Below are 15,153 nucleotides of genomic sequence, written 5' to 3' on the forward strand. Positions count from 1 at the left end.
GCAGGCTCGAGCTTGCGGATCAGAGACGGCCGGCGCGAAGTTCGCCATCGATGTGCTCGGCCTGGCGCATGGCCAGCGCCACGATGGTGAGCGTCGGGTTGCAGCCGCCCGAAGTGGGGAACAGGCTGCCGTCCGAGACGAAGAGATTGGCGACATCGTGGGTGCGTCCATAGGGGGTACACACGCTGGCCTTGGGGTCTTCGCCCATGCGCGCGGTACCCATGTTGTGGGTGGCGGGGATGTAATCGCCCATCTCCACGATCTCTTCGGCGCCCATCGCCTCGTAGATGCGGCGGCCCGCCTTCCAGGCGTATTCCTTCATCGCGATGGTATTGGGATGGTCCTCGTAGTGGATCACTGGGACCGGCAGGCCGTTGGCATCGCGCGCCTCGGGGTGCAGCGTGATCGCGTTGGAACGCTGGGGCGGGTCCTCGCCCGTGAGCAGCATCCCTGCGAGGTACTCGTACTTGTCGAGCACGCGGGTGAGGTCGCGGCCCCAGCCGCCGACCAGCATGTTCTTGGCCAGGACCTCGGGCGTGAAGGGCACCGTGGAGATGAGGAAGCCCCCGGCAAAGCCGCGCTCGGGCCGGTGCGCACGCTCGTCGCGCACGACGCCCGCCAGGTGGGTCTGGCGGTAGAAATGGACCTTGCCCGGCATCACCCCCATGACCTGGATCGTGAAGTGGCGCATGTAGTTGCGCCCGACGAGGCCGCTCGAATTGGCAAGCCCATCCGGATGGCGCTCGGAGCGGTTGTTGAGAAGGAGCCGGGTGGTCTCCACCACGTTGCCCGCGATCGAGACCGCGCGCGCTTTCTGCGTGACGCTCTGCCCCTCATGCAGGTACGTGACGGAAGCAATACGTCCGTCCTCGCCGACCTCGAGCCCTGTCACCATGCACCCAGGGCGCAGCTCGAAGTTGCCGGTTTCCTCGGCGGCCGGGATCTCGGTGTAGAGCGTCGACCACTTGGCGCCCAGCGCGCAGCCCGAAGTGCAGAACCCCAGCTGGCGGCAATGGGGACGGCCATCACGCGCGACCGAGTTGATCGCCATGTTGTGGGTGTCCATGTCGGTATAGCCGCACTTGCGCGCGCCCGCTTCCAGGACCTTGTAGTTGTTGCCCGGCGGCAGATGCGGATTGCCGTGCGTGCCGGTTACCCCCATGCGTATCTCGGCCTTGTCGTACCAGGGCGCCATGTCCTCGGGACTGACCGGCCAGTCGACCAGCGTGGTGTCGGGCATATCACCATAAGTGCTGCGCGCGCGCATCTCGTGCGGTTCGAAGCGCGGGCAGGCACCGGTCCAGTGCATGGTCGTGCCGCCCACCGTCTTGCAGCCCCAGACCGGGAACCTGGGATCGGGCTTGCCGGTCGCCATGCGCGGGTCGAGCCAGGTGAGCTTGTTGAACATCTCGGTCTCGTCGTTGACGATATCGCCAAGCGTCAGGCGGGGCCCGGCTTCCAGGCACACCACCTTGTGTCCCCGGCTCGCCAGCTCGCGCGAGAGCACGCCGCCGCCCGCGCCCGACCCGATCACCACGAATACCGAACTGTCCTCCAGCGAATAGGTCGTCACTGCATCTCTCCTGCACCCGGCAGCCAGTCGATGTCATCGAAGCCCCGGTCGAGATAGCCGCCGTATTCGACCGAGGAGCCCTCGTAGCCGAGTTCGTCCCAGACCCGCGCGTCGCGGTAGACGAGTTCAGCCCCGCGCATGAGGTAGGCGGTAAAGAACGGTTCCTGATCGACGCGGGCCACCAGCGCGCGCTGGATGACGGCGGGAAGCTGCGCGAAAGGCGCGATGTAGGAGGCATCGAGCAGGGCAAGGCCCCGGCGATGCTCGGCAAGCGCGTCGGGACGCGCGGCCAGTTCCTCCAGATAGCGCCCCGCCATCTCGTCGTAGAAGGCGGGCGTGAGGGCGCCATGCGGGAACATCTGGCGCAGCAGCGCCGCGCTGGTTTCCCGCTCGCCCGGGCCCTCCGTGTCCAGCTCGGCCGCCTGCAGCGGCGTGGCCAGCCCTCCCAGGGCGGGAAGAACCGCGCCAAGCGCGATCCGCCCCAGAACCTGGCGCCGTGCAAGGCCGGCTTGCGTGTCCGCCCCCGCCATCAGAACGCGTACCCGATCTTGGCGTAGTACTGCCGGCCGCGGTCGAAGCCCTGCATGAAGAAGCCGAAGGAGGGCTGGTAGTCGCCGAAGATGCGGAACTTCTTGTCGCCGATATTGTCGATGCCCAGCGTCAGCGAGAGGTGCTCGTCCGCATCGCGCCAGCGCAGGTTCGCGTTGAACAGGCTATAGCCCGGCTGGTAGAGTTCGGGCGTGTTGATGCCGTTCGCATTGGTGAAGAAGCCCGAGCGGTAGGACCAGTCGACATGCGGCGTGAGCGTGCCCGAAGTGCCAAGGTCGAAGTCCTTCTCGCCCGACGCGCTAGCCGTCCACTTGGAGACGAACACGAACTTGCTGTCGAGAGTGAGCCCCTGCACGCCCTCGTTCAGTTCCTTGTAGTCTGCATCGGTCAGGCCCAGTGCCGCGTTGAGGCGAATGCCATTGCCCGGCGCGAAGTTGGTCTCCAGTTCAAAGCCCTGGATGCGCGCCTTGCCCGCGTTGGTGAAGAAGGGGCCGACACGGGTCGCGTCGGCGACCAGAAGCTGCATGTCGTTGTAGTCGGCATAATAGGCCGAGCCGTTGAGGCGCAGCATGTTGTTGAGCGCCATGAGCTTGAAGCCGGCTTCGTAGGAATCGACCGTTTCGGGGCGGAAGCTGGGCAGCGATTCCTCGGGCGGGAAGACGCGCTGGGTGTAGCCACCGCCCTTGAAGCCCTGCGAGTAGGTAGCATAGAGCATGAGGTCGGGCGTCGCTTCCCAGGACGCGTTGACCATCGGCGTCCACTTCTGGACGTTGTTGTCGGCCCACTCGTACGGCGCAAGGCGCGTGCCGGGAGGGAGCGTCACGAACGGGGCCAGACCCTCGATCACGTACTGATCGGGCAGGAACGACTTCTTGTCGTCGGTGTAGCGAAGTCCGCCGGTCAGGGTCAGCCCATCGACCACCTCGTAGCCAAGTTGCGCAAAGCCGGCCCAGTTCTCGTAGTCATAATAGCCGCCCGACTGGGCGTGGACGACGAGGAAGTCGATCGGGTTGATGTCGCGCCCGGACTCGGTGAAGTAGTAGAGGCCCGTGACCCAGTTGAGCCGTCCGTCCAGGGCGCTCCCCACCAGCTGCAGTTCCTGGCTGAACTGCTTCTGCTTGAAGTCGTCGTAGACGTAGTTGATGTCGAGGTTCGAGCCGTCGCGGTCCTGCGCGAAGGTGCCGTTGATCCGGCGCCAGGCGCTGATCGACTTGACCTCGATCTCGTCGGTGAGGTCGTAGGACACGGTCAGCGAGGCCGACCACAGTTCCAGGTCGGAGAAGGTCTCTCCAGTCGAGTAGTTGGTGTCGCGGCTGAACAGGCGCGAGTTGTAGCAGGCGGTGTTGTTCGCCTGCGCCGGGGTCAGGCAGTAGCCCGGATCGGTCATGCCGCTGGCGATGAGATTGTTGAGCACGGCAAAGCCGTCCATCGCGTTCGGGTCCATGCCGGTCACGACAACCGGAGCGCCATTGCTCTTGTCGCGGGTGTAGTCGGCGGCCAGCGTCACGTCGAGGCGGCTGCCGACAGGTGCGAAGCGCAGCGCGCCGCGCACCATCTTGCTGTCCTTGTTGCCGAACGTGGTGCCCAGTTCGGGCGCATCGACATAGCCGTCCTGGCTGAACAGCCCGCCCGAAATCTTGGCGTAGAGCCCTTCGGTCAGCGGGCCCGAAATCATCGCGCGCAGGTTGACGAGGTTGTCGGTGCCGTACTTGGCATCGGCCTTCACCCGCAGCGTCTCGTCGGGCTGGATCGTCGTCAGGTTGATCGCGCCGCCCACCGTGTTGCGCCCGAACAGCGTGCCCTGCGGCCCGCGCAGAACCTCGACAGAGGCGACGTCAATGAGATCGAACACGCCGCCCGCCGTGCGTCCAAGGTAGACCCCGTCGATGTAGATGCCCACGCCCGGCTCGGTGGTCGGCGCGAAGTCGCTCTGGCCGATGCCGCGGATGTAGACCGCCGCGTTCGAGGCAATACCGCTGTTCGAGGGGACGTTGGCAAAGGTGAGGTTGGGCGTGAAATCCTGGATGCGGTTGATCTGGGTGATCCCCTGCGCCTCAAGCCGTTCGGCACTGAAAGCCGTGATCGAAATCGGCGTGGACTGGAGGTCTTCGGTCTGCTTGCGCGCGGTGACGGTAATCACCTCCAGCCCGGCAGTAGCTTGGGCCTGGGCCTGCGGCGCTTCCTGCGCGCAGGCCGGAAGCGCCAGCGAGGCAGCCGCAATAGATAGGAAAGCACTGGTGCCTGCCCGAAATGCGGACAGGTGGCGCGCGCGGCGACGTGATCGAGCCATGAATATTTCCCCCTTGAATGCCTTGGAAAAGAGTCCTGCGAACATCGCCGGTCTTCGCGCCGGTCCTTGCAGGGGAAGCTGTCACCAAGCGGGAGGGGCGGCTATTCGGATTGCGCAGCCAATGTGCGCGTTGGGAACAAAAGCCGCCAATCCCCCTCAACCACCCGACAGACCGGTTCGCGTCACGGCGATCGGCGAGCCCGCCTGCCGCGCGCGCGGCTTCGCAAAACACGCGAGGGCGCGCTCCCTTACGGAAGCGCGCCCTCCTGGGCCAGCGATGCCCCGTTCGTTCACAGCGGCATCGTGACCGACTTCGATTCGGTGTAGAGGTTCTGCACCGCATGGCCCAGTTCACGGCCATAGCCCGACATCTTGTAGCCCCCGAAGGGCACCGCCGGATCGAGCAGGTTGTGCGCGTTGACCCAGACGTTGCCGGCCTTGAGCGTGCGCACGAAGCGGTTGGCAAGCTGCAGGTTGCCGGTCCACACGCTTGCCCCCAGGCCATAGGCGCTGTCGTTGGCCATACGCGTCACCTCGTCGAGGTCATCGAAGGGCGTGGCGGCCAGCACCGGACCGAAGATCTCCTCGCGGTAGATCGTCATGTCGGGGCGCACATCTGCAAAGACCGCCGGGCGCAGGAAGTGGCCGGGCCCATCGATTGTCTCACCACCGGTAACGAGCCGTCCGCCCTCGGCGCTGCCCTTGTCGAGATAGGACTGCACGCGGGCGCGCTGCGTGGCCGAAATGAGCGGGCCCATCTGCGAATTGGGATCAAAGCCCGAGCCGACGGTGAAGCTGTCGGCGGCCTGGGCCAGCCCCTCGATCACCGCGTCGTAGAGCGGGCGCTCGACAAAGAGTCGCGAGCCGGCGGTGCAGACCTGTCCGTGGTTGAAGAAGACCGCCTGCGCCGCGCCCTGCACAGCCATCTCGACGTCCGCGTCCTTGAGGATCACGACCGGAGACTTGCCGCCCAGTTCGAGCGACAGGCGTTTCATCGTGCCCGCCGCGCGCTGCTGGATGATCTTGCCCACTTCGGTCGAACCGGTGAAGGCGATCTTGTCGACATCGGGATGGTCGACGAGCGCCTGGCCGGGTTCGGCATCGCCGGTGACGATGTTGACGACGCCCTCGGGGAAGCCCGCCTCGCAGATCAGCTCACCCAGGCGCAGCGCGCTGAGCGGTGTGTCCTCGGCGGGCTTGAGCACGACCGTGCAGCCCGCCGCCAGAGCCGGGGCAATCTTCCAGATCGCCATGACCAGCGGGAAGTTCCAGGGAATGATCTGGCCGACCACGCCCACCGGCTCGCGCAGGGTGTAGGAGGTGAACTGGACGTCGGGCACGTAAGCGAAGGAGGGCGAGATCGTGGTACCCTCGATCTTGGTGGCCCAGCCCGCCATGTAGCGCAGCGAATCGATGGCGAGGTTGAGGTCCGCATGGCGCGACATCATCAGGATCTTGCCGTTGTCGAGCGTCTCCAGTTCGGCAAACTCGTCGGCCCGCGCTTCCAGCATGTCGGCAAGCTTGAGCAGCAGGCGCTCGCGCTGCACCGGGCGCACCTTGGCCCAGTCCCCTTCGAAGGCGCGCCGCGCGGCGGCCACCGCCTTGTCGACATCCGCCGAGCCGCCAGCGGGCACGCTGGTAATCTCCAGCCCCGTGGCCGGATCGCTCACTGAGATGGTGCGGCCCGACTGCGCCGCGCACCATTCGCCGTCGATCAGCATGCCCTTGGGGGCCGAGACGAAGGCACGGGTGGCCTCGGACAGAAGGGTCTTCTGGTCGATCATCTTGCTCATATGGACTCCGCAACAAACTCGAAGAAACGTGATGTCCCGAGCTAGGCCGCGAAGTCCCCCGACCGCTATTCAGATCGCGCAGGCAGGAACCGGAATTGGCAGCGAAGTCGCGCGAAAGGACCCAAGACAGAACACTTGACTTTTCAATTTATTCCAACATCCTGAGGCCATAAGTGGGGAATCAGAAATAGTACTGTCTCAATGATTTGACTGCCCGGAAGGGCGGCAGGGAGGAGTCATGCTAAGTTCGACTGGCATTTCGAAGCGCGCCGCGATGCGCGACTTCAGATCCAAAGACAAAGACGAGATTATTGACTTCGTAGGAAAAAGACTGGCGCCGCACGATCTGGACATCAGCAATCCGGGCGCCATGAACGTGCGGCTTCGCTGCATGAACGTCGCCGAGACACAACTGGTCGATATCCAGTACGGGTCCGAAGTCGTGATCGATCCGATCGATCTCGATTCCCATTTCCTGATTCACGCTGCGATCCAGGGCAATACCTCGGTCTGGTCCGAGGGCGTCCATGGGATCATCCAGCCCGACAACCTCTACATCACCTGCCCCGGGCACACGACGCGCATCCACATGACCGAGGAATCGCGCAACCTGACCGTGCGCATCGCGGCCAGCGCCTTCGAGGACTACCTCACCAAGTGCCTCCACATTCCGGTCAACCGCCCGGTGCTGTTCCATCCCGGCAACCAGAAGGGGCGCGAACTTCCCCAGGTCTGGCGCAACCTGCTGCAGCATCTGATCCTGCAGATGGAGCTCGCCCCCGGGCTGATGTCGGTGCAGCACACCCAGCGCCAGTACGCGATGCTGATGGTCGAGATGCTGCTCAATCACTACTGCAACACCTATTCCGACCAGATTGCGCTGCACGGCAACGACGTCGCGCCCTGGCACGTGCGCCGCGCACGCGAGATCATCCACGATTCGATCGAGGAGACGATTTCGGTCGCCGACCTTGCCATCCAGGTCGGGGTCAGCGTGCGCAGTCTCCAGACCGGATTTCGCCAGTTCCTGGGCCAGACCCCGGTCGAATACGTGCGCCGCCATCGGCTCGAAAAGCTGCACGCAACGCTCGCCAGCGGCAATCCCAAAGGCAGCGTGACCGAGATGATGCTCGACTGCGGCATCGTCAATTTCGGGCGCTATGCGCAGTACTACCGCCAGCAGTACGGATGCAGCCCATCCGAAACGCTGCGCAACCACCGCGTCTGAGAATCCCGAAATGCGGCGGTCCGCGTTCATGTCGGACCGCCCTTGCACCTTGCGCTCAGCGCTCTGGGACCGCGGCGAGGTAGGCGATGATCTTCGCGCGTTCCTGGGGCGAGGGAACCTTCATCGCCATGCGGGTGCCCGGCACCATCGCGCGCGGGTCGGCAAGCCAGGCATCCAGGCGCGCCTTGTCCCAGGCCCCCTTGGCCTCGGCCAGGCCCGGTGAATAGCGGTAGCCCTCCACCGAGCCGACCGCGCGCCCGACAACACCGGCAAGCGAAGGCCCATTGAGATTGCGCCCCGCTTCAAGCGAGTGGCAGGCCGAACAGGCGCGCGCGCCGAACAGCGCCTTGCCCTCCGCCAGGGTTTCCTCGCCCGCCTGGGCCGGACCGGCGGACAAACACAGCGCCGCAAGCGCAAGCCCGAGAGCAGGCGCAATGCGGGGCAGAGACGAAAGGGGGGGCTTCATCATCGCGGGGGCTCCATGTCGAAAATACGTCCGGGATTGAGAATGGTGTGCGGGTCGAGCGCGCCGCGCAGGCGCCGCATCAGCGCGATCTCGTCGGCACTGCGCGTGTGGCCGAGCCAACCACGCTTGAGCAGGCCAATGCCGTGCTCGGCCGAGACGGTTCCTCCCGCCTCGCGCACCGCGGCGTAGATCACGGCCTCGGCGGCGTGGCGCTGCTCCTCGCGCGCCAGTTCGAGCGCAATGTGCAGATTGCCATCGGCGACATGGCCAAAGCAGACCATCCGCGTGAGGCCCAGTTCCTGCGCCAACCGCGCCCGGATCGTTGCCACCAGCGCGCCGATCTGCGCGGTTGGCGCGCCGACATCGAACGGCTCGAACAGAGCCATGGTGCGGGTGATCTCGCCGATTGCGTCGCGATAGGCCCAGAACCGGGCGCGCTCAGTACCGGACTGCGCCAGCAGCGCATCGCCCAGGAGGCCTAGCGCCATGGCCTCTTCGAGCGCGGCGCCCAGCGCGCCGTCCTCGGGGCCCTCGGTCTCGACGAGGACACAACAGGGCCAAGCCTGCTCGAATGGCGCGCGCAGGTCCGAAACGGAAATGGCCTGCGCCAGAAAGTCATCCCACATCGCCTCGAACGAGGCGAGACGCGGGCCTAGACGCGCTTGCAGCAGCGCCAGCAGGCGCACGAGCGCGGGGTAATCGGGAAGTGCGCAAAGGGCTGTTTCATGGCCCGCGACGCCCGGTTGCAGACGCAGGAGCGCGCGCGTCACCACGCCCAGCGTACCCTCCGCCCCGATCAGGAGATGCTTCCAGTCGTAGCCGGTGTTGTTCTTGAGCATGGGCTGCATGGCGCTGACCACGCTGCCGTCGGCCAGGACCGCCTCCAGCCCGAGCACGTGGGCGCGCATCATGCCGTGGCGAAAGACCTGGTGCCCGCCCGCATTCGTCGCGATCATCCCGCCGATGGTGCAGCTGCCGCGCGCGCCGATATCGACAGCAAGGCGCCAGCCGGCCTCTGCCGCGGCATCCTGCGCCACCTGCAGCACGGTACCTGCTCCCAGCGTCATCGTGCCGCTCGTCGCGTCCACGTCCTCAATCCGGTTCAACCGTTCGAGCGAGAGCACCACTTCGCCCGTTCGCGGCAGCGCCGCACGGGTGAGCCCAGTGCGTCCGCCCTGCACCACCACGGCCTGCCCCGCCGCATGGCACAGGCGCAGGACCTCGGACACCTCGCGGGTGGAGCCGGGACGGACCAGTCCTACTGGCGCGCCAGGAGTGCCCCCTGTCTCGTCATCGAAATAGCGCGGTGCGATGGCCTCGGGCCCCAGCACCTGCGCCTCGCCCAGCGCCGCGCGGAGGGCTGCCAGGATCATGCGGGCAAGGTTCCGTGCACGAAGGGCGGCACCAGCCCGCGCAGGCGCAGGAGCGCGGCAAAATCGCCCAGCCGCCCGGCGCGGTAGGCTTCCGCGTTGACGCCCGCGTAGTCGTAGAAGCCTGCCCCATCGCGTAGGCCCCGGCGTTCCTCGGCCATGTTGCGCGAAACGATTTCGGGGGCCGCAAAGCGCTGCGCATCGACCTTGTCGGAAAGGTAGTTGCTGGCGTGAAACAGGATGTCGCCCCCGCCCCAGTCGATGAATTCAAGGAGGCCCAGCACCGCAAAGCGCAGGCCAAAGCCCGTGCGCACGGCCAGGTCCACGTCCTCGGCACTGGCAATGCCTTCCTCGACGATGCGCGCCGCCTCGTTCATCGCCAATGCCTGGATGCGCGGGACGATGTAGCCCGGCGCATTGCGGCACACGATGGGCACCTTGCCCGCCGCGCTGAGCACGGCCTTCAGGCGCGCAACGACATCGGGATCGGTGAGCGAGGAGGGCGCAAGCTCGACCAGCGGCATGAGATAGGCCGGGTTGAGCCAGTGCGCGTTGAGAAATCGCTCCGGCCCCTCGACCATGCCGACAAGATCCTCGGGATCGATGGTCGAAGTGGTCGAGGCGATGATGCAGTCGGGTGCCACGTGCGCGCAGATGAAGGCGAAGCCCTCGCGCTTGGCCTCCAAGGTCTCGGGCACGCCCTCGAAGACGATGGACGCGCCCGACAGGGCCTCACCGGCCGCGTCGCGCCCCGCAAAGGCGACGCGCTCGAGCGCGCCTTCCGCGCCTGCCCGGTCGATGAGCCCTAGCGCGACCAGGAAAGCAAGGTCCGCCTCGATCTCGGCCATCGCCGCTGTACGCAGGGTGTCCAGCGCTTCTGCGTCGCGGGGCTTGGCATCGACCAGCGTCACCGGCACGCCGATGGCGGCAAAGGCGATAGCAATGCCCCGCCCCATGCGCCCGGCCCCCACCGCAGCCACGGGCCCGATGCTGGCCGGTGAAAGCGGTGCGCTGTGCTTACCTGCCATATCAGATCCCCTCGCGCAGGTAGGTGGTCATCGCCGCCCGGTCGAGCTCGGCGAGGCCCAGGCGCTCCAGGGTGCGCCCTTCGGCGTAGAGATCGCGACCCGTGATCGCGCTCGCCATCGCCAGCAGGCCCGAGGCAAGCGGTGCCTCGTGCCCGGCCCAGCGCGCGATCGAAGTAATCATGCTGAGGCCAAGGCGCGTGTCCTCGACCATGTAGCGGTGGCTCTGCAGGTCGATCTTCTCGCGCCAGTCGCCGCTGTCGGTGAGTTTTTCGTGCGCGGCATAGCCGTACATCCACTCCTCGCCGTCCTGCGGCCCGGCATGGTAATGGTCGGCGAGCGGGAAGTGCGGCGCGCCGTAGCCCAGCGCCTCGCGCAGGGCCATGCGCTCGGCATCGAGCGCGCTCGTCACCGCGCGGATCGAAGGCTGGGTTCCCTCGTTGTGGATGTCCCAGGCCGGGAAATGCTCCAGCGGCCCGGCGTTCATCAGGATCAGCGGGGGGTGGATGATCGGCCCCGCGTTCATCAGCCCGCCCGACAGCGCATCCTCGATGGGTTCGACCGCGGGGTAGACCTGTTGCAACAAGGCAATCGCGCGCGCGGCGTTGCGGGCGGGGAACACGCCCGTCGGCAGACGCGTCGCGTAGACGCTGATGACGATTTCGGCGGGACCGTGCTTGCGCACGAGATAGGGCAACGTACCGGTTTCGGCAAAGCTGACATCGGCCCGATTGCCCGCCGCGCGGGCGGCCTGGGCAAAGACGAGGGAGCCCAGCGTGCCGGGCGGCAGGAACACGACCTGGCCATCCTTCCAGTAGGGCGCGCAAGCCTCGGCCAGGTTCTCGTGGGTCGTCGCGGGCAGCGGAATGATCACCACTTCGGCCTGGCTGATTGCCTCCTCGAGCGAAGTCGTGGGATGGGCGATGACGACCTCGCGCGTGCCCTTGTGGTCCTTCACCTTGATCGCACCGGTTTCCAGCACCGGCCCGAAGGCCTCGGCATCGCGCCTCCAGAACCAGACCTCATGGCCCATTTCGCTCATTTCGACGGCGGCGGCATAGCACCCGTGCCCCCCGCCCAGAACGGCAACGCGCATTCGTATTTCCTTCCTGATCGCTTACAGGAGCGATCTTGGGCGAAGGTCCTTGCGGGCTCTATTCGCTATCGGCAGGCGGGGTGCGAAATCCGCAGCAAAGGGCGTCGCGCAAGGGCTCTCTCAGCTGCGCACAAGACGGGCGAAAGGCGCGCAGCCACGGCTCAGCACAAGCGCGCAGACCAGCGCCGCCCCGCCGGTCACGCAGGCGAGGGAGGCCGCCACGCCAGCGCCGGCCGCGCCCCCGCCCTGCCCTGCGAACACCCGGTCGTTGAGCAGGCCGACGAAGAGCGCCCCCAGCGTCGATCCGATCAGCGAATTGCTGCACAGGAAGATCGCCGAGACGCGCGAGCGCATCGCAGGGGGCGCGGCCATCTGCATGACCGCGGTGGAGGGCGGCATGGGAAAGGAGGCAAAGAACATGAGCCCGCACAGCGCCGCGATCAAAGCCGCAAAGCCATCGGCAAACGGCAGGAGTGCGGCGAAGAGAAGCGTGCCCACCGCGCCCACAATCCCCGTCGTGAAGGGCGAGGCGAGATGCCCCTTGCGGGTCAGCGCATCCATGATCCAGCCGCTGGCGAGCACACCGCCCACCCCGAAGACAAGCGCGATCATGCCAAGCCAGCCGCCCGCCTCGCCCGCGCCCAGGTGCTGCGTGCGCATGAGCAGAGCGGGGGCCCAACCCAGCAGCGCGAACAGGGCCATCGCCGCAAAGGTGTAGCCCACGACGTGGGGGATATAGATCGCCCGGTGCACACCCATGTGGGCCAGGACGCGGGGAAGGCCGGGCACCTGTGCCGCCCCGCCCGAACGGCCCGGATCGCGCACGCTCAGCGCCATGATCGCGGCGAGGAGGAACCCGGGCGCGCCGACAATCAGGAAGACCAATTGCCAGGCGCGCAGGGGATGGCCCAGCAGAGAAACCTCGCCGATCCCGCCGACCGCCGCGATGACCGCACCGCCCGCCAGAAAGGCCAACCCTGCGCCGAGGAACGAGCCCATCGAGTAGACTGCATAGGCCCGCCCCAGCCGCTCCCTGGGAAACAGGTCGCTGATCAGCGAGTAGGTTGCAGGCGAAAGGCCCGCCTCGCCCGCGCCCACGAAGATGCGCGCAATGAACAGCTGGGTGAACCCGCGCGCCAGCCCGCACATGAGCGTTGCCGCGCTCCACACCGCAATCCCGACCGAAATGACGAGAGGGCGCGATACGCGGTCGGCAAGGCTGGCCAGAGGAATGCCCATGGTCGCGTAGAAGATCGCGAAGGCCAGGCCATGGAGGAGGCCGAACTGGGTGTCGGAAATGCCCAGGTCCGCCTGGATCGGCCCGATCATCAGCGCCAGGATCTGGCGGTCCACGAACGAGAGGACATAGGCCACCATGCAGATCCCGACGACGTACCAGCCGTTCTGAGACGGTTGTCCCCTCGCCGCCGAATGCGCGCCGTCTTCGCCGATGCTTGCCATGCCCCTGTCCCCTCGTGTGCTTCGCCCCCTGTCAGGGCGCGTTATGGTTCAGCCTCAGCGCGCGCCCGCACGGTCGTTCGCGCGCTTGATGACGTAGGCGCGGATCGCCTCGGTCTCCTGCGCATCCAGTTCCTTCCCGAAGTCGGGCATGCCGCGCGGCTCGGCCACGCCCTCGCGCACGAAGGCGGCAAAGACGCCTGCGTCCGTGATTGCGGGCGAGGCGCGCAGGTCCGGGATACCCCCGCGATTGACCACGGTGTCGCCGTGGCACATCCAGCAGCGCACGTGGTAAAGGTGCCGTCCCTGCGCGACCGTCGCCGCGCTGGCGTCCGAGGCAATGCGCGCGACGGGCGCTTCGGGCGCCGCCGCCGGGACCGGCAGTTCGCCGTCCGCGCCAAGCCGGAAAGTCACCACACGGTTGACGCGCGGGCGCATCGCGTCCTTCAGCGCCACGCCCAGATTGAGCGGCAGGATACCACCCCAGCCCACCGCGACCGACACGTATTGCACGCCGTCCACCGCGTAAGTCACCGGCGGCGCGACGATGCCCGAGCCCATCTGGCGCGCCCACAGCTTGCGACCGTCTTTCGCAGCGTAGGCGACGAATTCGCCGCTCGCATTGCCCTGGAGCACAAGGCCGCCTGCGGTCGAGAGGACGCCCCCGTTCCAGGGCGTATCCATCGGCACCGACCAGGCTCGCTCGCCCTTGACCGGATCCCACGCGACAAGTGCGCCCTTCATCATGGCTGCGATCTGCTTTCGTACCTCGGGGTCCTCGGGCATGGAGCTTTTCGCCTCGTCCTGCCCGGTGTTCCACCCGCGCGGATCGAGCGTGAAAGCTCCCGCGTCCCCGGCCACATAACCATAAGGGATCTCGGCGGTCGGGAAGTAGACGAGGCCGGTCGCGGCATCGTAGCTCATCGGCTGCCAGCTATGCCCACCTGCGGGCGAGGGCATGCCCAGGAACGGCGCACCCTCTTCGCTGTAGCGCGCGGCGGGCACGATGTCCGGGCGGCCCGTCTCGGGATCGAGCCCCCGGGTCCAGGTGACGGGAACGTAAGGCGCGCCCGAGAGAAACTCCCCGGTCTCGCGGTCGAGCACGTAAAAGAAGCCGTTCTTGGGCGCCTGCATCAAGACCTTGCGGGGGCGTCCCTCCCATTCCATGTCCGCGAGGATCATGTGCTGGGTGGCGGTGTAATCCCATTCATCACCCGGCACTTCCTGGAAGTGCCAGACATATTCGCCGGTCTCGGGCCGCACCGCGAGGATCGAGGAGACGAAGAGGTTGTCCCCCTCCCCTTGCGAGCGCACCTCGCGGCTCCACGGCCCGCCGTTACCGACACCGATATAGAGAAGGTCGAGTTCGGGGTCGTAGACCATCGAATCCCAGGCCGTGCCGCCCCCGCCATATTTCCACCATTCCCCGCTCCAGGTCTTTGCGGCCATCTCCATGGCGGGACTTTCAAAGCCCTTCGCAGGGTCTCCGGGCACGGTGTAGATGCGCCAGGCCCGCTCCCCTGTCGCGGCATCGTAAGCACTGACATAGCCGCGCACGCCGTATTCCGCGCCGCCGTTGCCGATCACGATGCGCCCCTTCACCACGCGCGGAGCGCCAGTGATGGTGTAGGGCCTGTCCCCCTCGGTGGTATCGACCTGCCAGACAACGGTGCCGGTCGCAGCGTCGAGCGCGATGAGCCGTCCGTCGAAGGCGCCAAGATATATGCGCCCCTCATGGTAGGCGACGCCCCGGTTGACGACACCGCAGCACCCATCGCGCGCGGCGCTGCCGGGCACCTCGGGATCGTACTCCCAGAGCTTGCGCCCGGTCACCGCATCGAGCGCGAGCACCTTGCTCCAGGCACCTGTCGCGTACATCACGCCATCGACCACAAGCGGCGTGCCCTCGACCCCGCGCAAGGTGCGCGTGTCGAAATCAGCGAACCAGGCAACGCCCAGGTCTGCAATGTTGTCCGGGGTGATGGCATCGAGCGGACTGAAACGGGTCTCCCCGCCGTCGAGCCCATGGCTGGCCCAGTTCACGTAGTCGGGCGTGCGCCCCTGCAAGCTGCATCCGGCCAACGCGACTAGGAGCGATGCTGCCGCTCCTGCCATCAGACCGCTGGCCCATCCCTTCGCCCTGCTTCGCACCCTGTCCTGCCCCACGCGCACTCCCGCTCGCTGCCCTGTCGCGGCCACGTGCCGCAAGGGAGGGAAGCTAGGCCGCAAGGCCCGGGGCGAACTATGCGCAAGGCGAAGCGCAAAGCCGGTATTGGCACGAAACCGACAGGCTGATCCGCCAGGC

The 15,153-nt window shown here is 66.8% G+C and carries 11 protein-coding genes; 1 reads left to right on the forward strand and 10 read right to left on the reverse strand.

The annotated features are described in order from the left end of the window. Positions 1 to 19: 19 nt before the first annotated feature. From MTR65_RS12360 to MTR65_RS12375, 4 genes are all read right to left on the reverse strand, one after another. Complete coding sequence (locus tag MTR65_RS12360) at positions 20 to 1,573, reverse strand: GMC family oxidoreductase (protein WP_243800609.1); 1,554 nt, start codon at positions 1,571 to 1,573, stop codon at positions 20 to 22. Further along, a complete protein-coding gene (locus MTR65_RS12365; RefSeq protein ID WP_243800616.1) occupies positions 1,570 to 2,103 on the reverse strand; it encodes a hypothetical protein in 534 nt (177 codons plus the stop codon). Before MTR65_RS12365 ends, MTR65_RS12360 begins: the two co-directional genes overlap by 4 nt. Next, entirely contained in the window at positions 2,103 to 4,412 is a 2,310-nt protein-coding gene (locus MTR65_RS12370) for a TonB-dependent receptor (protein ID WP_243800617.1), read from the reverse strand. Before MTR65_RS12370 ends, MTR65_RS12365 begins: the two co-directional genes overlap by 1 nt. A 290-nt stretch (positions 4,413 to 4,702) precedes the next feature. Then, the gene (locus MTR65_RS12375; RefSeq protein ID WP_327194333.1) at positions 4,703 to 6,205 is read right to left on the reverse strand and encodes an aldehyde dehydrogenase family protein; all 1,503 of its coding nucleotides are present in this window, start codon (positions 6,203 to 6,205) and stop codon (positions 4,703 to 4,705) included. A 274-nt stretch (positions 6,206 to 6,479) separates the two neighbouring features. On the opposite strand from MTR65_RS12375, the gene MTR65_RS12380 reads away from it, so the two are divergent. Next, positions 6,480 to 7,433 (forward strand): AraC family transcriptional regulator, encoded by a 954-nt coding sequence (locus MTR65_RS12380; RefSeq protein ID WP_268739423.1) that lies wholly within the window; start codon positions 6,480 to 6,482, stop codon positions 7,431 to 7,433. Positions 7,434 to 7,488: 55 nt separating this feature from the next. Here MTR65_RS12380 and MTR65_RS12385 read toward each other — a convergent pair whose 3' ends face one another. The 6 genes from MTR65_RS12385 to MTR65_RS12410 all read right to left on the reverse strand — a co-directional run bounded on the left by MTR65_RS12385 (position 7,489) and on the right by MTR65_RS12410 (position 14,963). Further along, the gene (locus MTR65_RS12385; protein ID WP_243800620.1) at positions 7,489 to 7,902 is read right to left on the reverse strand and encodes a c-type cytochrome; all 414 of its coding nucleotides are present in this window, start codon (positions 7,900 to 7,902) and stop codon (positions 7,489 to 7,491) included. Beyond that, entirely contained in the window at positions 7,899 to 9,272 is a 1,374-nt protein-coding gene (locus tag MTR65_RS12390; RefSeq protein WP_243800622.1) for an FAD-binding oxidoreductase, read from the reverse strand. The genes MTR65_RS12385 and MTR65_RS12390 overlap by 4 nt, the downstream gene beginning before the upstream one ends. Next, positions 9,269 to 10,297 carry a 3-hydroxybutyryl-CoA dehydrogenase gene (locus MTR65_RS12395; protein ID WP_243800624.1) on the reverse strand — a complete coding sequence of 343 codons (1,029 nt, stop codon included), beginning with the start codon at positions 10,295 to 10,297 and terminating at the stop codon, positions 9,269 to 9,271. Before MTR65_RS12395 ends, MTR65_RS12390 begins: the two co-directional genes overlap by 4 nt. A 1-nt stretch (position 10,298) precedes the next feature. Then, a complete protein-coding gene (locus tag MTR65_RS12400) occupies positions 10,299 to 11,390 on the reverse strand; it encodes an NAD/NADP octopine/nopaline dehydrogenase family protein (RefSeq protein ID WP_243800626.1) in 1,092 nt (363 codons plus the stop codon). 120 nt (positions 11,391 to 11,510) lie between these two features. Next, a complete protein-coding gene (locus tag MTR65_RS12405; RefSeq protein ID WP_243800627.1) occupies positions 11,511 to 12,851 on the reverse strand; it encodes a spinster family MFS transporter in 1,341 nt (446 codons plus the stop codon). Positions 12,852 to 12,905: 54 nt separating this feature from the next. Then, positions 12,906 to 14,963 (reverse strand): PQQ-dependent dehydrogenase, methanol/ethanol family, encoded by a 2,058-nt coding sequence (locus MTR65_RS12410; protein WP_243800630.1) that lies wholly within the window; start codon positions 14,961 to 14,963, stop codon positions 12,906 to 12,908. Positions 14,964 to 15,153: the final 190 nt, after the last annotated feature.

This window comes from Novosphingobium mangrovi (assembly GCF_022818885.1).
Lineage (GTDB): Bacteria > Pseudomonadota > Alphaproteobacteria > Sphingomonadales > Sphingomonadaceae > Novosphingobium > Novosphingobium mangrovi.